General features: G+C 68.7%; 16 protein-coding genes. 4 read left to right on the forward strand and 12 right to left on the reverse strand.

Annotation, left to right across the window (positions count from 1 at the left end; translation table 11 throughout):
* Positions 1-17: 17 nt before the first annotated feature.
* The 11 genes from QYL93_RS21375 to QYL93_RS21425 all read right to left on the reverse strand — a co-directional run bounded on the left by QYL93_RS21375 (position 18) and on the right by QYL93_RS21425 (position 8,882).
* Complete coding sequence (locus QYL93_RS21375; protein WP_057200989.1) at positions 18-230, reverse strand: DUF2788 domain-containing protein; 213 nt, start codon at positions 228-230, stop codon at positions 18-20.
* Complete coding sequence (locus tag QYL93_RS21380; protein ID WP_305745540.1) at positions 227-1,081, reverse strand: DUF2189 domain-containing protein; 855 nt, start codon at positions 1,079-1,081, stop codon at positions 227-229. The genes QYL93_RS21375 and QYL93_RS21380 overlap by 4 nt, the downstream gene beginning before the upstream one ends.
* An 84-nt stretch (positions 1,082-1,165) precedes the next feature.
* Positions 1,166-1,915 (reverse strand): HAD-IA family hydrolase, encoded by a 750-nt coding sequence (locus QYL93_RS21385; protein ID WP_305745541.1) that lies wholly within the window; start codon positions 1,913-1,915, stop codon positions 1,166-1,168.
* Positions 1,916-2,026: 111 nt separating this feature from the next.
* Complete coding sequence (locus QYL93_RS21390; RefSeq protein ID WP_305745542.1) at positions 2,027-3,133, reverse strand: LacI family DNA-binding transcriptional regulator; 1,107 nt, start codon at positions 3,131-3,133, stop codon at positions 2,027-2,029.
* Positions 3,130-4,116, reverse strand: coding sequence for a D-glycerate dehydrogenase (locus tag QYL93_RS21395; protein WP_305745543.1), 987 nt, complete (start codon positions 4,114-4,116; stop codon positions 3,130-3,132). Before QYL93_RS21395 ends, QYL93_RS21390 begins: the two co-directional genes overlap by 4 nt.
* Positions 4,113-5,075, reverse strand: coding sequence for a sugar kinase (locus tag QYL93_RS21400; protein ID WP_305745544.1), 963 nt, complete (start codon positions 5,073-5,075; stop codon positions 4,113-4,115). The genes QYL93_RS21395 and QYL93_RS21400 overlap by 4 nt, the downstream gene beginning before the upstream one ends.
* Entirely contained in the window at positions 5,072-5,815 is a 744-nt protein-coding gene (locus tag QYL93_RS21405; protein ID WP_305745545.1) for a sugar phosphate isomerase/epimerase, read from the reverse strand. Before QYL93_RS21405 ends, QYL93_RS21400 begins: the two co-directional genes overlap by 4 nt.
* Positions 5,816-5,880: 65 nt before the next feature.
* The gene (locus tag QYL93_RS21410; protein ID WP_305745546.1) at positions 5,881-6,660 is read right to left on the reverse strand and encodes an amino acid ABC transporter ATP-binding protein; all 780 of its coding nucleotides are present in this window, start codon (positions 6,658-6,660) and stop codon (positions 5,881-5,883) included.
* A gap of 28 nt (positions 6,661-6,688) precedes the next feature.
* Positions 6,689-7,495, reverse strand: coding sequence for a transporter substrate-binding domain-containing protein (locus QYL93_RS21415; RefSeq protein ID WP_305745547.1), 807 nt, complete (start codon positions 7,493-7,495; stop codon positions 6,689-6,691).
* A gap of 52 nt (positions 7,496-7,547) precedes the next feature.
* Entirely contained in the window at positions 7,548-8,201 is a 654-nt protein-coding gene (locus QYL93_RS21420; RefSeq protein WP_057200999.1) for an amino acid ABC transporter permease, read from the reverse strand.
* A gap of 9 nt (positions 8,202-8,210) precedes the next feature.
* Positions 8,211-8,882, reverse strand: coding sequence for an amino acid ABC transporter permease (locus tag QYL93_RS21425; RefSeq protein ID WP_305745548.1), 672 nt, complete (start codon positions 8,880-8,882; stop codon positions 8,211-8,213).
* A gap of 126 nt (positions 8,883-9,008) precedes the next feature.
* Between QYL93_RS21425 and hemH the strand changes: the two genes are divergently transcribed.
* The 4 genes from hemH (at position 9,009) to QYL93_RS21445 (ending at position 14,517) form a co-directional block, all read left to right on the forward strand.
* Positions 9,009-10,118 (forward strand): ferrochelatase, encoded by a 1,110-nt coding sequence (hemH, locus tag QYL93_RS21430; RefSeq protein ID WP_305745549.1) that lies wholly within the window; start codon positions 9,009-9,011, stop codon positions 10,116-10,118.
* A 68-nt stretch (positions 10,119-10,186) separates the two neighbouring features.
* Complete coding sequence (locus QYL93_RS21435; protein ID WP_305745550.1) at positions 10,187-12,700, forward strand: ATP-binding protein; 2,514 nt, start codon at positions 10,187-10,189, stop codon at positions 12,698-12,700.
* Positions 12,701-12,907: 207 nt separating this feature from the next.
* Complete coding sequence (locus tag QYL93_RS21440; protein ID WP_305745551.1) at positions 12,908-14,062, forward strand: ABC transporter substrate-binding protein; 1,155 nt, start codon at positions 12,908-12,910, stop codon at positions 14,060-14,062.
* A gap of 209 nt (positions 14,063-14,271) precedes the next feature.
* Complete coding sequence (locus QYL93_RS21445; protein WP_305745552.1) at positions 14,272-14,517, forward strand: hypothetical protein; 246 nt, start codon at positions 14,272-14,274, stop codon at positions 14,515-14,517.
* An 86-nt stretch (positions 14,518-14,603) separates the two neighbouring features.
* On the opposite strand, the gene QYL93_RS21450 is transcribed toward QYL93_RS21445, so the two are convergent.
* A complete protein-coding gene (locus QYL93_RS21450) occupies positions 14,604-14,873 on the reverse strand; it encodes a hypothetical protein (protein ID WP_305745553.1) in 270 nt (89 codons plus the stop codon).
* Positions 14,874-14,883: the final 10 nt, after the last annotated feature.

Consider the following 14,883-nt stretch of genomic DNA (forward strand, 5'->3'; position numbering starts at 1 on the left):
TTTGTCCTGTTTCTTCATCACCTCTCCAGCCACCACTGGATCAAGACCTTGGCGATGAACCCGATGAACCCCACGCCCAGCCCCAGGAACAGCACAAAGGTGCCGAAGCGCCCCGCCTTGGACTCCCATGCCAGCTGGCCAATGATGAACAGCATGTAGGCGATGAAGGCGCCTATGCCGTAGGTGAGGAAGAAGCCCGAGATCTGCGCCTCGGTGAAGCCGAAGATCATCGCACCGCTCCATCCGCACCACCCGTCCCACCCCGGCCATCGCGCGCCGGCAGGCCCGAGGCATCCACCAGGTCACGGTAGGCATGCCAGCTGGCATGGCCCAGCATGGGCATCACCGCGATCAGCCCCAGCAGCAGCGATGCCAGGCCCAGCAAGGTGAAGCCCAGGATCAGCGCCGCCCACAGGGCCATGGGCAGCGGATTGGCCAGCACTGCCTGCCAACTGGTGAGCACGGCCTGGCGCAGCGTGGCGCGCCGGTCCAGCAGCAGCGGCATGGCCACCACGCTGGAGGCAAAGATGGGCGCGGCCAGCAGGCTGCCCAGCGCCAGCCACAGCGCGAACAGGCGGCTGTCGGGAGCCAGCACCACGTGGTGCATGAAATCCAGTGGCGTGAGGATGGGCAGGGGTGACATCAGCGTGATGAGCGCCGCCGAGGTGATGACCCAGCCCGTTGCCGCCAGCGCCAGCAGCACGCCGAACTGCACCAGGCACCAATAGTCGTGGTCACCCCACTTGGCGGGGTGGCTGTGCTGCCAATTCACCCAGGTGCGGCGCACCAGCGAGATACTGGCGGGCTCACCGCGTTCCAGCGCACGGCTCAGCGCATACAGGCTGGTGGCGAGCACCGGCGCCACCACCAGAAACCCCGACAGCGCCCCGGCCAGCAGCCAGAAGCGGTGGTGCGCCACGGCCAGCAACGTGCCGCCGAACAGCGCCACGGCCAGGCCATGCGCAAAACTGAGCCAGCCGGCGCGCACCATGTCGCGCCAGGCCAGGGCCAGCCAGGCCAGCGGCTGCATGAGCCCGATGGTGCGCACGGGCGGCAGGAACGGAAGGGGCTTTGGGCGCATGGTGGCCCAAGTCTCGCGTGCAGCCTTGGCGCGCGTCTTGATCTGCGACAAGAAAATGCCGCGCCGATTGAAGGCAGGTGCACCTCAGCGCTGGGGTGGGTCAGCCAGAACTACGGGGATTGCAGCCAACAGCTCGCGGATGGCGGTGAGGCTGGCCACCGTGGCATGCGGCGGCTCGCCATGGGCCTCATGGGCCCAGGGGTGATTCGGGGTATTGAGCCAGATGGCCTGCATGCCGGCGGCCAGCGCCCCCTGCACGTCCAGCGCGGCATCGTCGCCCACGTGCAGCACCTCGTGCGGCTGCACGTTGGCGGCACTGGCGGCGGCGTGGAAGATGCGCGCATCGGGCTTGGCGATGCCGAACGCGGTGGCGCTGATGCTGGCCTTGAAGTAGTGGCCGATGCCGATGCGATGCACGTCGGCATTGCCGTTGGACAAGGCCACCACCGGGTAGCGGGCAGCCAGAAAGGCCAGCGTGTCGTGCGCGTCAGCGAACAACTCCACACGCTGGCGCTCGCCAAAGAACAGGTCGAACGCGGGCTCGGCCAGGGTGGGCTCATCGCCCGCCTGGGTGAGTGCCAGGCGGATGGACTCGCGGCGCAGCGCGCTCAGGTCGTGTACCAGGTCAGGCCGCAGCGTCACCATCTGGTTGCGGATGCCGCGCAGCGCCTGCGTGTCGGAGAACAGCGCGGCCGTGGCCGGTGCGTGGTCGGCGAGCCACTGCAGTAGCACGGCCTCGGCCCGCTCGATGGTGGGCCAGATGGGCCACAGCGTGTCGTCCAGATCGATGGTGATGGCGCGGATGCGGGAAATATCCAAGGAGAGAGCAGGCATGGCAAACCACCCAAAAGATTCACGGCCCGGAAGCCCGGGCAGCGGCCAGGTCGGCCGCCGCGAAGGATAACGCAGCATCCGGCAGGCCGCGCCACGCAGCACGCCAAACCCTTACCAACCGCCCACCCCGCGCACCGCAGCCACAGACGACCCCCGCACCACCAGCTTGCCAGGCAGCAGGCGCTCCCGCGCAGGCGCCTGCAGACCCTGCATCCGTTCAATGAGGCATTGCGCCGCGCAGCGGCCGATGTCATGGGTGGGCTGCGCCACCGTGGTCAGGCCCGGCCCGATCAGGGGCGCCCATTCAGGGTCGTCGAAGCCGACAAAGCCGATATCGCGGCCAAAGGCCCAGCCCAGCCGCACCATGGCGGCGGCCACCCGCAGCGTGACCACGGAATTGCCTGCGACCACAGCCCCTCGCGCCCTGCCACCGGTACGCTGCCCCAGCGCGTGTAGCGCGGCATCCAGCACCTCGTCCGACGCATCGACCAGTTCCAGCACCGCGCCCTGCACGCCAGCCCCGCGCTCGCGGATGCACTGCGAAAACGCGGCCGCCCGCTCCAGGCGCGAACTCACGCCCGCCAGGGGCTGGGTGACGTAAAGCAGCTCGCTCCAGCCCTCGTCGATCAGGTGCGTGCAGGCGGAGCGCATGGCGCCGGGGTTGTCCAGCGACACGAAGTCGGCTTCCAGGCCCGCATGCCTGCGGTCCACCAGCACGGCAGGCCGGCCATGCAACGAGCTGAGCTCGGCATGGCCCTCGTCCTGCCCCTGGGTGTTGAGGATGAACCCGTCCACCTGGTAGCTCGCCAGCGCGTCGATGGCGCTGCGCTCGCGCTGGCGGTCATTGCCCAGGTTGAACAGCATCACCAGGTAGCCGGCCTCCTGGCACGCCTCTTCGGCCCCGCGCAGCACGGCCACCGAGAAGGGATTGGTGATGTCGGCCACCACCAGGCCGATCAGGCGCGAGCGCCCGTGGCTGAGCGCCTGGGCCATGGGGCTGGGCACATAGCCGAGCTGGGCGATGGCGGCCTCGACCCGGGCGGCGATATCGGGGCTGAGCAGGCGCTCGCGGTGGTTGAAGAAACGCGACACGGTGGCCTTGGACACGCCAGCCGCAGCCGCCACGTCGGCAATCGTGGGCCGGTCTCGGCCAGCCGTATCGACAGGGGCGGCGGCGGTCGCCTTGGCGGTGGGTGCGCGCGGCTTGCTGCTGCTCATGCGCCGATTGTCCCGTACACCGCGGCGGGCTTTTCGCCGGCCAGCGCCTGCAGCAGGTTCGTCACCGCCAACCGGGCCATGGCATGGCGCGTGCCGTGCGTGGCCGATCCGATGTGCGGCAGCGGCGTCACGCGCGGATGGGTGCGCAGGGGCGAGGCCAGCGGCAGCGGCTCGGTGGCAAACACGTCGAGCCCCGCTGCGCGCAGCGTGCCGTGGTCCAGCGCCGCCAGCAGGTCGTCTTCGACAACCGTGGCACCGCGCCCCCCGTTGATGAAGATGGCGCCCGGTTTCATGGCCGCAAAGGCCCGCGCATCGACCAGGCCGCGCGTGCTGTCCGACAGCGGCAGCAGTGCCACCACGATGTCCGCGCGCGCCAGCAGGCCATCGAGCGGCACATGCTCGGCCCGGCCTAGCAGCGCGGGTGCCAGCAGCGCCAGGTCCACCGGGTGGCGCGCATGGTACAGCACCGGCATGCCAAAGCCCAGTGCGGCACGGCGCGCCACGGCCTGGCCAATGCGGCCAAAGCCCAGCAGGCCCAGCGTCCTGCCATGCACGTCGTGACCGAACAGGTCTTCGCCGATGCTGCCGTCCCACCGGCCCTCGCGCACCATCTGCGACAGCTCCACCACCCGGCGGCAGGTGGCCATGAGCAGCGCAAACACCGCATCGGCCACGGTCTCGTCGAGCACGCCCGGCGTGTGGCACAGCAGGATGCCGCGCGATTGCAGGGCCTGCAGCGGGTAGTTGTCCACCCCCACCGAGATGCTGGAGATCGCCTGCAGCTGCGGCGCACGCGCCAGCAGCTCGGCGCTGATGGGAAAGCTGGCGCCGATGAGGCCATGGGCCTCGAGCAAGGCCGCATCAAACGCGGCGCGCTGCGCCGGCTGGCGCGGGTCGGCCACGGTCACCTCGTGCACCGCCTGCAGGCGGGCCAACTGGTCCGGCGGCAGGGTGCGGTACACCAGCACGTTCTTGCGGCTCATAGGCCGGCCTGCTCCAGCTCCAGGCGCGTGGGCAGCCCTTCCGTGTCGCCCAGCACCTGCACGGCCCGGGCGCCAATCCAGGCACCGCGGCGCACTGCATCGGGCACGCTGCGGCCGGCCAGCAGGGCGCTGATGACGCCCACGGCAAAGCCATCGCCCGCACCCACCGTGTCCACCACCTCGGCCACGGGGAAGCCAGCCACATGCCCGGTGCCCGCCACATCGCTGTCGAAATAAGCGCCCTGCGCACCAAGCTTGACGACCACCAGTTTGGCTCCGCGTGCGCGGTAAAAGCCCGCCACGCCCTCGGGCGAGGTCTCGCCTGTGAGGAACACGCCCTCCTCCATACCCGGCAGCACCCAGTCGGCAAAGCGCGAAAGCTCGTTGATCTGGTGCCGCATCACCTCGGGCGATGACCAGAGCGTCGGGCGCAGGTTGGGGTCGAACGAGATGGTGCGGCCCGCAGCGCGCATCACCTGCAGCGTGCGCTGTGCAGCCTGCAGGCTGGTCTCGGAAATCGCCGCGAACACGCCCGTGGCATGCAGGTGGCGCGCACTGCGCAGCCAGGGTTCGTCCACATCGGCCGGGCCCATCTGGCTCGCGGCCGAGCCCTTGCGGTGGTATTCCACCTTCGGGTCGCTGCCATCGGTCACGCGCTCCTTGAACTGGAACCCCGTGCGCTGCGTGGCATCACAGGTCACATGCGAGCAATCGATGCCCTCGGCCTGCATGGTGGCCAGCAGCGAGCGCCCCATGGAATCGGTGCCCAGGCGGCTCGCCCAGCCAACCTTCAGGCCCAGGCGCGCCAGGCCGATGGCCACGTTGGTCTCGGCCCCCGCGGTGCGCTTGTGGAAGCCCGTGGCATGTTCCAGCGGCCCGGGCTCGTTGGCCACCAGCAGCAGCATGGCCTCGCCGAACAGCGCCACGTCGAAAGCGGTGTCTATTTTTCCTTCGCTCATGCCTGCCTCCGTGCATCGCGGATCACGGCCAGTTGCGCGCGCGTCACGGCCACCAGGTCGTCGCCGATCAACGGGTACTCGATGGCGTGCGGCACATCCGCAGGCAGCGCCCGCAAGATGGCGCGCCAGGGCGCGATGGAATCGGCCAGCGGCACCGCCACCCATTTGCCGGGCAGGCGCTGCACGCCCTTGCAGTGCACGTAGCGCACGCGGTGGGCCAGGGCCTGTGCGGCCTGCAGCGGGCACTCGCCCTGCCAGTGCCAGTTGCCCATGTCGAAGGTCATGCCCAGGTCCAGCCCCGCGCGCTCCTGCGCGACAAAGAAAGCCTGCATCGCCGCCAGCGTGCCGGCCGTGGCGGTCTGGTCGTTCTCGATCACCAGCTCGACCGGCCCATCCGCCAGCAAGTCCTTCAGGCGCGCCAGCGAGCCGTGCGAGCCCGTGCCAAAGCCGCCAATCGCCATCTTCAGGCGCGGCGCTTTGAGAACGCCGGCAGCGGACAGCCCCCGCGCCAGCGCGGGCTCGTTGAGCGCGCCATCCGGCGCCCACAGCCCCTCGGGGCTGGAGTACACCGCCGCCTTGCCCGCCAGCGCGGGCAGCTCGGCGGCGGCGTCGCGCAGCATTTCGCCGCGCACCTCGACGCCGTCGGCACCGGCCTCGCGGGCCAGTTCGGTACACCACAGCTGCCCGTGGCGCCCCACCTCGGCCGCGCCGAAGGAAGAAAGGGAAATAAGTACCTTCATTGGCTGCACTTCTTTTGTCATGCCCGCGCGCCCAGGGCGCTGCGGCGCTGGTCATCCACCGCGGTTCAGTGCGCGTTGTGGGAGCTAAGGATCTGGCCCAGGAACTGGCGCGTCTTCTCATGCTGCGGCTGACCGAAGAACTCGGCGGGCGGCGCCTGCTCAAGAATCTTGCCGTCGGCCATGAAGATCACGCGGTCGGCCACGCTGCGGGCAAAACCCATCTCATGGGTCACGCACAGCATGGTCATGCCGTCCTCGGCCAGGCCGATCATGGTGTCGAGCACTTCCTTGACCATTTCGGGGTCCAGGGCAGAGGTGGGCTCGTCGAACAGCATCACCTTGGGCGCCATGCACAGCGCCCGCGCAATGGCCACGCGCTGCTGCTGCCCGCCCGACAGCTGGCTCGGGTGCTTGTGCGCCTGCTCGGGGATGCGCACGCGCGTGAGGTATTTCATCGCCACCTCCTCGGCCTCGGCCCGGCCCATGCCGCGCGAGCGCATCGGTGCCAGGGTGCAGTTCTCCAGAATGGTCAGGTGCGGGAACAGGTTGAACTGCTGGAACACCATGCCCACCTCGGCGCGCACGGCGTCCACGTTCTTGCCGCCGGCCGTCAGATCAATGCCGTCCACCTCGATGCGGCCCTTCTGCACCGCCTCCAGGCGGTTGATGCAGCGGATCAGGGTGGACTTGCCCGAACCCGACGGGCCGCAGATCACGATGCGCTCGCCAGCGCGCACCGACAGGTCGATGTCGGTGAGCACCTGAAAGCTGTCGAACCACTTGTTGACCCCCTCCATGCGGATGATCGGCGCTGCGCCGGGGGTGGTCGTGACTGCGTCCGTCATGGCGAGAATCTCCCTGTCCTGGTCGTTATTACTGCAGCTTGGGCAGGTCGGTTTCAAGCCACTTGCGGTAGAGCTTGTTGAGCTCGCCATTGGCCGTGTTGCGCGCCACGAACTCATCCATGGATTTGTGCAGCTCTTCCTGGCCGGGACGCATGGCGATGCCCATGGCCTGCTGCAGCAGGTTGAACTTGTTCTCGAAGGTGTTGGCGGGCACGCGCTTGGCGATCTGCGCCGCCACGGTGACAGAGCAGCCGATGGCGTCCACCTGGCCCGAGATCAGCGCCTGCATGGCCGATGCGTCGTCGTCGAAGCGGCGGATCTCGGTGCCCTCGGGTGCAGCCTTGGTGACCGCCACGTCCTGCGTGCTGGCACGGGCCACGCCCACGCGCACGCCCTTGAGGTCGGCCGCGCTCTTGATGGTGCTGCCCGTCTTGCCGTACAGCACGATGGTGGCGGCCGCATAGGGCTGCGAAAACTGCACCTGCTTGGCGCGCTCGGGCGTGATGGCCAGGGATGCCACCAGCACATCGACCTTGTTGGTCAGCAAGAAGGGAATGCGGTTGGGGCCGGTGACAGGGACGATGTTGACCTTGACGCCCAGGTCCTTGGCCAGCAGCTTGGCGACGTCGGCGTCGTAGCCATCGGGCTGGTTCTGCGCATTGGTCGTGCCATAGGGAGGAAAGTCCACCAGCATGCCGATGGTGATCTCGCCCTTCTTCTTGATGTCGGCCGTGCTCTGCGCCGATGCCAGCGGGGCGAAGGCCGTGAGCGCAGCGCCCAGGCCCAGGGCAGCCAGGGCAGCGGTGGTGGTGCGGCGATAGTGCGAAAAGGTCATCTCATGTCTCCTGTGTGGTTGGTATGGAATGCACGCTTGGGAAAAGAGGAATTCATCGCGCCAGCACCCGGGCGCGCTTGCGCTCCATGCGGGCGGCCAGCAGCGACAGCGGCCAGCAGATAACGAAGTACAGCGCCGCCACGGTGGTGAACACGTGCAGCGGCTGAAAGGTGGCGTTGTTGATGATCTGGCCCGCCCGCGTGATCTCGGTGAAGCCGATGATGGCGGCCAGCGACGTGCCCTTGATGATCTGCACCACATAGCCCACGGTGGGGGGCAGCGCGATCTTGAAGGCCTGGGGCAGCACCACAAAGCGCATGCGCGAGAGGTAGTTGAGGTTCAGGGCCTGCGCTGCCTCCCACTGCCCGCGCGGAATGGCCTCGATGCAGCCGCGCCAGATCTCGCCCAGAAAGGCGGCACTGTTGAGCACCAGCGCAATGCCGGCGGCCAGCCAGGGGTTGATGTCCAGCCCCAGCACCGGGGCTCCGAAAAAGATCAAGAACAGCTGCAGCAGCAGCGGCGTGCCCTGGAACACCTGGATGAACAGGGTGGCGGCCCAGCGCGCGGCAGTGTTTTCGGACGTGCGCGCCAGCGCCACCACCAGGCCCAGCAGCGAACCGCCCACGAAGGCCATGGCCGACAGCGCCAGCGTCCACTGGGCGGCCTGCACGATGAACCAGAACTCGGAAACTCCAAAAGTGCGCATGGCCGGTCCTCAGCGACGGTCGGGGTAGTTGAGCGTGCGCTGATAGATCAGCTTGAACAGCCCGGAGAACGACACGGCCAGCAGCAGATAGATGGCCGCCACGACGATGTAGATCTCAAAACTGCGAAAGGTCTGCGACTGCAGGTTGGCTGCCACCGAGGTCACGTCGTCGGCCGAGATAACCGAGACCACGGCAGAGCTCAGCATCAGCAAGATGAACTGGCTGGTGAGCGCCGGGTAGATGGCCTTGAGGGCCGGCTTGAGCACCACGAAGCGGAAGATCTCCCAGGGCTTGAGGTTCAGCGCCCGCCCGGCCTCGATCTGCCCCTTGGGGATGGACTCGATCCCGGCGCGCACGATCTCTGCCGCGTAGGCCCCCAGGTTCACCACCATCGCGGTCAATGCCGCCGTATAGGGCGACCAGCGCAGGCCGATGGACGGCAGGGCAAAGAAAAAGAAGAACAGCTGCACGATGAACGGCGTGTTGCGGATCAGCTCGATGTAGGCATTGACGACGAAGCGCAGCCAGGCCGGCCCGGATGTCTTGCCCCAGGCGCAGGCGATGGCCACCACCAGCCCCAGCACCGTCGCGGTGAGCGACAGCTGCACGGTGATCCAGGTGCCCTTGAGCAGCAGGGGCCAGGCGGCAAAAACGGATTCGAACTGGAATTGGTAGTTCACGGCAAAAGCCTGTCAGGTGGCATGGCAGGAGTCTATGAAACCGGTTTCATTAGCGCATGAGGGGTTTCCCGGAGCCGCTTTCTCCCTCCAGGAGATGGCTGGTGAATGCCTGGGCCACAATGCCGCATGCGTTTTCAACCCGAACCCCCTTTCACCCACGGCCAGCCCGAACGCACAGCCATCCTGCTGTGCAACCTGGGCACGCCCGACGAGGCCACGGCGCCGGCCGTGCGCCGCTACCTGGCGCAATTCCTTGCGGACCACCGCGTAGTGGAGATCCCTAAGCTGGCATGGCTGCCCATCCTGCACGGCATCATCCTGCGCACCCGCCCCGCCAAGTCCGCGGCCAAGTACGCCAGTGTGTGGACGCCCGAGGGCTCGCCCCTGGCGGTGTGGACAGCGAAACAGGCCACGCTGCTGCGCGGCTGGCTGGGCGAGGCCGGCCACCAGGTGCTGGTGCGCCATGCCATGCGCTACGGCAACCCGTCCATCGCCAGCCAGCTCGATGCGCTCAAGGCCGAGGGCGCCACGCGCATCCTCATCCTGCCGCTGTACCCCCAGTACTCCGGCCCCACCACGGCCAGCGTGTTCGACGCGGTGTATGAATGGGCAGCACGCACGCGCCACGTGCCCGAACTGCGCTTCGTGAACCGCTATCACGACCACCCCGGCTACATCGATGCGCTGGCCCGCAGCATCGAGGCGCACTGGAAGGTGAATGGCCAGCCCGACAAGCTGGTGATGAGCTTCCACGGCGTACCCGAGCGCACGCTCATGCTGGGTGACCCCTACCACTGCGAGAGCCTGAAGACCGGTCGCCTGCTGGCCGAGCGCCTGGGCCTGCGCCGCGAGCGCTACGTGCTCACCTTCCAGTCGCGCTTTGGCAAGGCCAAGTGGCTGCAGCCCTACACCCAGCCCACCATCGAGGCCCTGGGCAAGGCCGGCACGCGCCGGGTGGACGTGGTCTGCCCCGGCTTCACCAGCGACTGCCTGGAGACGCTGGAAGAGATCAACATGGAGGTGCGCGAGGCCTTTTTGCATGCGGGTGGGCAGGAGTTCCACTACATCCCCTGCCTGAACGACAGCAGCCACTGGATCACCGCGCTGAGCCGCGTGGCCCAGCAGCACCTGGCGGGCTGGCCCACCCAGGTGGAGGATGCCGCCACGCAGGCCGATGCGCGCGAGCGCGCACTGGCGGGCGGCGCGCCCCAGGGCGCGACCCCACCGGGCCGCTGACCGGCACGGGGCGTGCGCCCCGGCCCCTCCCATTTCCCTTGCATCCCCCTGCCCCCGAATTGTCTTCCATGCCCGCATCCGCCCGCGCCCTGTCTGCACACCAACTGCGGCTGACCGTCGACCCCGCCACGCTCGGCTTTGCCAGCACGGCCGAGCTCACGGGCTTGCCCCTGCCCTGGATCGGCCAGGAGCGCGCCGAGGCCGCCGCCCGCTTCGGCCTGGCCATGCAGCAGCCCGACTACCACCTCTTCGTGCTGGGCGACGTGGGCAGCGGCCGCGCATCGCTGCTGCACCAGGCCATGCTGGCCGAGGCCGCGCGGCGCCCCGTGCCGCCCGACCTGTGCTACCTGCACGACTTCGATGCACCGGAGCGCCCACGCGCACTGCGCTTGCCTGCGGGCCAGGGCCGCCTGCTGCGCCAGGCCCTGGCCGACATGGGCACGCGGCTGGAGGCCGAGGTGCCCCAGCACCTGGCAGGCCCCGCCTTCCTGGCCGATGCGGCGCGCATCGAGCAGCGCTGGCAGGTGCAGGAGCGCGAGGCGCTGGCCGCGCTCGACGCATTTGCGCTCGCGCGCCAGTTGCGCCTGGTGCGCGACAACGGGCAGATGCTGGTCACCCCCCTGGGCCCGCGCGGCCAGCCCCTGTCCGACGCCGAGGCGCGCGTGCAGCCGCCCGAGCGCCGCGCCGCCATCGAACGCGACGAGGACGCCCTGCGCAGCGAGATCGAGCGCTTTGCCCAGGCCATGCGCCCGCTGGAGCGCGAACGCGACGCAGCCCTGGACACCCTGCGCAGCACAGTGATCACGCCGCTGGTGCAGCAGGCGCTGCAGGCCGCGCGCGGCATCGCCGGCCAGCAGGCGCCGCACGCCGGGCGCCTTGCGCAGTGGCTGGACCAGGTAGAGCGCGCCTTGCTCGGCAGCATCGACCTGCTGGAACCCTACTACGGCGACAACGAGGCCGATGCCGAAGCCGACCGCCGCGACGACCTGGACGCGCTGCTCGCAAAGTGCCGCGTGAACCTGGCGGTGGACAACGGCGGGCGCACCGGCGCCCCCGTGATCGTCGAAGACAACCCGCAACTGCGCAGCCTGATGGGCAGCATCGACCACGGCGCCAATGCCGACGACGCCGACCCCGGGCAGGCCGACGTATCGGCCATCCATGCCGGCAGCCTGCTGCGCGCGCACGGCGGCTTCATCCTGCTGCACCTGCACGACCTGGCCGCCGAAGAGGGCCTGTGGCCGCGCGTGCGCCGCTTCCTGCGCAGCCGCCGGCTGCAGATCAGCGACGAGGCGGGTGCCGCTGGCAGCGCAGGTGGCGGCGCCAGCGCCGGCACGCCCGCCGGCCTGCAGCCCGAGCCGGTGGATGTGGACGTGAAAATCGTCCTCATCGGCTCGGTGGATGAGTTCTACGCCCTGCAGGACAGCGACCCCGAGGCCGCGCGGCGCTTTCGTGTGAAGGTGGACTTTGCCGACCGCTTCATCGCCACTTCGGCATCGCACCGCGCTACCGCCATCTTCGTGGCGCACTGCTGCGTGCAGCGCGGCCTGCCGCACTTCGGCCCCGAGGCCGTGGCGCTGCTGATCGAGCAGAGCCACCGCGAGGCCGACGACCAGGGCCGCCAGAGCGCCCGCTTCGCCCAAGCCGAGGCGCTGGTGATCGAGAGCGCCGCCATGTGCCGCATGCGCAGCCCTGCCGATGCCACGGCCCTGGTGAAGGCCGCCGACGTGCAGGCTGCCCTGGCCGCCCAGCGGCTGCGCCACAACCAGACCGAGGAAGAGCTGCACCAGACCCTGGCCGAGGGCGAATGCCTCATCAGCCTGCAGGGCACTGCGGTGGGCCAGGTCAACGCCCTGTCGCAGATCGACCTCGGCGACTACCGTTTCGGCTTTCCGGTGCGCATCACCGCGCGCAGCTTCGCCGGGCAGGAGGGGCTGCTCAACATCGACCGCGAGGTCCACATGTCCGGTCCCATCCACGACAAGGGCGTGCTCATCCTGCACGGCTACCTCACGGCCCTGTTCAGCCATGTGGCGCCGCTGGCGCTCAATGCCTCCATCGTGTTCGAGCAGGAGTACAGCGGTGTGGAGGGCGACTCGGCCTCGTGCGCCGAGCTGTACGCGCTGCTGTCCAGCCTGTCGGGCCTCCCGCTGCGCCAGGGCATTGCGGTGACCGGCGCACTCAACCAGCACGGCGAGGTGCTGCCCGTGGGCGGCATCAACGAAAAGATCGAAGGCTGGTTCCAGGCCTGCGCTGCCGCCGGGCTCGACGGCACGCAGGGCGTGCTCATCCCCGCGCGCAACCAGCGCCACCTGATGCTGTCGCGCCCCATCCTCAACGCGGTGGAGCGCGGCCTGTTCCACGTCCATACCGTGCAGCATGTCAGCGAGGGCATCGCCCTGCTGACGGGCGAGGCCTCCGGCATGGCGCCGGGTGCGCTGCTGGCGGCCGATGCCGCCGACGATGTAACCCAGACCGTGCTCAGCCGTGCCGAGCAGACCCTGCGCGCCTACCGGCGTGCGTGCCAGAGCGCGGGGCATACGCGGGCGGGGCGCGCCGGGCGCAGACCACGGCGCGATTGAAGCCGGGCCCTGCCTGGCGCATCCGTGTCCACCGCGTGACAAAGGTCAGACCAGAGTCACCAACGTGACGCTCCAGCCACCTCCTGCAGTGTTTTCCCCGACCCATTGTGGTGCATGCGCGCTCGATACTGGCTGTGCCGCCGGTCCATTGCGCGCACCCTGCGTGCAGCGATGGAAGGGCACAGCACTACAACAGCAGACACGCCGATGCACCCCTTCTCCACGCCCATCGCGCCTGCCCTCACGCGCCGCCGGGTGCTGTCGTCAGCAGCGGCCACCGCTGTCGCCCTGCCCGGCTGGGCACTGGCACAGCAGACCGAGCCCTGGCGCATCGGCCAGACGGCCGCCCTCACGGGCCCGCTGGCCTTCCCGTTCGTGGAGATGAACAAGGGCATTGCCGCGGCCTTCCAGGAGGTCAACGAGCGCGGTGGCATCGACGGGCGGCGCCTGCAGTTCACCAGCACCGACGATGGCGGCGACCCGGCCAGGGCGGGTGCCAATGCAAAGAAGCTGCTGGAGGAGGACAAGGTCTTCGCCCTGCTGTCCTGCGGCGGCACCACCAGCGTGATGGGCGCGCTGCCCGTGGCCATGGCGGCCAAGGTGCCGGTGATCGCCCCCGCTACGGGCTCGGATGCGCTGCGGCCGTTCAACCCCCTGGTGTTCCATGCGCGTGCCAGCTATTCGCAGGAGCTCCACAAGATCGTGCAGCAGCTGGGCTCCACAGGCTTCACCAAGTGCGCGGTGGCCTATATCGACAACCCGTTCGGCAAGGCCACGCTGGCGGCCTTCGATGCGGCGGCCAAGGCGCACAACAACAAGGACTGGAAGGCCTTCCTCTTGCCCGAGACCGAGGAAGGCGTGGCGCGCACGGTGGACGAGATCACCGCCTGGCAGCCCACGGCCCTGATCTCGCTGGCGGTGGGCGCCGTGGGCATACCGTTCTACAAGGCGCTGCGCCAGCGCGTGAAGGCGCCTGCGTTCTCGATCTCGTTCCTGGGTTCGCGGCCGCTGCTGGCGGCGCTGGGCGAGTCGGCGCGCGGCATCACCGTGGCCCAGGTGGCACCCAACCCCGACAACGTGGCCAAGCCCATCGTCAAGGCCTACCGCGATGCGCTCAAGGCCAGCGCGGCCAGTGCCGAGCCGGGCTATTCGTCGCTGGAGGGCTACCTGAGCGCGCGCCTGATGATCGAGGCCCTGCGCCGCACGGGCCGCACTGCAACGCGCGAAAAGCTCATCGAGGCACTGCACACCATGCGCCCCTACGACATGGGCGGCTTCGAGTTGCGCTATGGACCGCAGGACCACAACGGCACGGACTTCGTGGAGCTGTCTTACTTCAACGGCGAGCGGTTTCGGCGCTGATAGATCACTGCGCGAACGCAAAGCCCTGGTTGCGAAAGGTCTGCACCGGCAGCGCCAGCTGGGTCTCGGCCTCACCTTGCTGCGCAGGCGGCTGATCAGCCCTCCCCGGCCACGTAGGACATCCGCTCGTGTTGCTCCGGGAATTGCCGAATTGGGCGTTTGCGTGGGTAGTATGGGGCATCGTTCATTCAGTTACACCCCTCACAACCATGCCTGCGATCGGTCTCCCCTGGCCACCCAATCTCCAAATCGACGGATCGACCTACCTGGTGCGGCCGCTGGCGCTGGCTGCGCCATCGAATGTGCCGGAGCGGGTTTTCATCTTCGAAGAGGACGGCTCGCCCGTGCTCACCGTGCGCCGTGACTGGGCCAGCTACCCCGAAGCGCTCTACACCGCAGAACAGAAGCTCCGGGAGCATTTGGCGCCAACGCCGATCAATGTTTTTGGCGGCTGATGAGCGTGCCTTTCGCGAGGCAGCGGCGAGACCTTGAGGCGCTGGCGCCACTGCAGTGCAGCCTTTTCAGCGCTGCAATGCCAGGGCTATTCCTCTACTGATTCGCGCATGATTCCGCGTGCCACACAGCACTGGTGCAGTTCGCTGGTGGCCAGCATGCCCTGCAGCAGCGGGTAGGTGACACGTGCCACCAGCCACTCGTCATCCGGCTGCGACAGTATTTCTCCGGACCGTCCTGCGCCCAGCGCCGTCCAGAACTGCAGAACCCCGATGGCATCCGTGTTGGCATGGGCGAATCTTCCGTGGGCCACCTTGCGAGCGCGGGTGAATTTGAAGGTTTCGGATTGGGTACGCATCGGCTTTGCA

The sequence above is a fragment of the Acidovorax sp. A1169 genome, from assembly GCF_030704685.1.
Lineage (GTDB): Bacteria > Pseudomonadota > Gammaproteobacteria > Burkholderiales > Burkholderiaceae_C > Acidovorax.

What these genes read in the sequence shown, in the direction of transcription:
- QYL93_RS21385 (WP_305745541.1), bottom strand. Translation starts at nt 1,915, where the DNA reads ATGCCTGCTCTCTCCTTGGATATTTCCCGCATCCGCGCCATCACCATC.
- QYL93_RS21445 (WP_305745552.1), top strand. Translation starts at nt 14,272, where the DNA reads ATGCCTGCGATCGGTCTCCCCTGGCCACCCAATCTCCAAATCGACGGA.
- QYL93_RS21390 (WP_305745542.1), bottom strand. Translation starts at nt 3,133, where the DNA reads ATGAGCAGCAGCAAGCCGCGCGCACCCACCGCCAAGGCGACCGCCGCC.
- QYL93_RS21410 (WP_305745546.1), bottom strand. Translation starts at nt 6,660, where the DNA reads ATGACGGACGCAGTCACGACCACCCCCGGCGCAGCGCCGATCATCCGC.
- QYL93_RS21375 (WP_057200989.1), bottom strand. Translation starts at nt 230, where the DNA reads ATGATCTTCGGCTTCACCGAGGCGCAGATCTCGGGCTTCTTCCTCACC.
- QYL93_RS21435 (WP_305745550.1), top strand. Translation starts at nt 10,187, where the DNA reads ATGCCCGCATCCGCCCGCGCCCTGTCTGCACACCAACTGCGGCTGACC.
- hemH (WP_305745549.1), top strand. Translation starts at nt 9,009, where the DNA reads ATGCGTTTTCAACCCGAACCCCCTTTCACCCACGGCCAGCCCGAACGC.
- QYL93_RS21420 (WP_057200999.1), bottom strand. Translation starts at nt 8,201, where the DNA reads ATGCGCACTTTTGGAGTTTCCGAGTTCTGGTTCATCGTGCAGGCCGCC.
- QYL93_RS21400 (WP_305745544.1), bottom strand. Translation starts at nt 5,075, where the DNA reads ATGAGCGAAGGAAAAATAGACACCGCTTTCGACGTGGCGCTGTTCGGC.
- QYL93_RS21380 (WP_305745540.1), bottom strand. Translation starts at nt 1,081, where the DNA reads ATGCGCCCAAAGCCCCTTCCGTTCCTGCCGCCCGTGCGCACCATCGGG.
- QYL93_RS21440 (WP_305745551.1), top strand. Translation starts at nt 12,908, where the DNA reads ATGCACCCCTTCTCCACGCCCATCGCGCCTGCCCTCACGCGCCGCCGG.
- QYL93_RS21395 (WP_305745543.1), bottom strand. Translation starts at nt 4,116, where the DNA reads ATGAGCCGCAAGAACGTGCTGGTGTACCGCACCCTGCCGCCGGACCAG.
- QYL93_RS21415 (WP_305745547.1), bottom strand. Translation starts at nt 7,495, where the DNA reads ATGACCTTTTCGCACTATCGCCGCACCACCACCGCTGCCCTGGCTGCC.
- QYL93_RS21450 (WP_305745553.1), bottom strand. Translation starts at nt 14,873, where the DNA reads ATGCGTACCCAATCCGAAACCTTCAAATTCACCCGCGCTCGCAAGGTG.
- QYL93_RS21405 (WP_305745545.1), bottom strand. Translation starts at nt 5,815, where the DNA reads ATGAAGGTACTTATTTCCCTTTCTTCCTTCGGCGCGGCCGAGGTGGGG.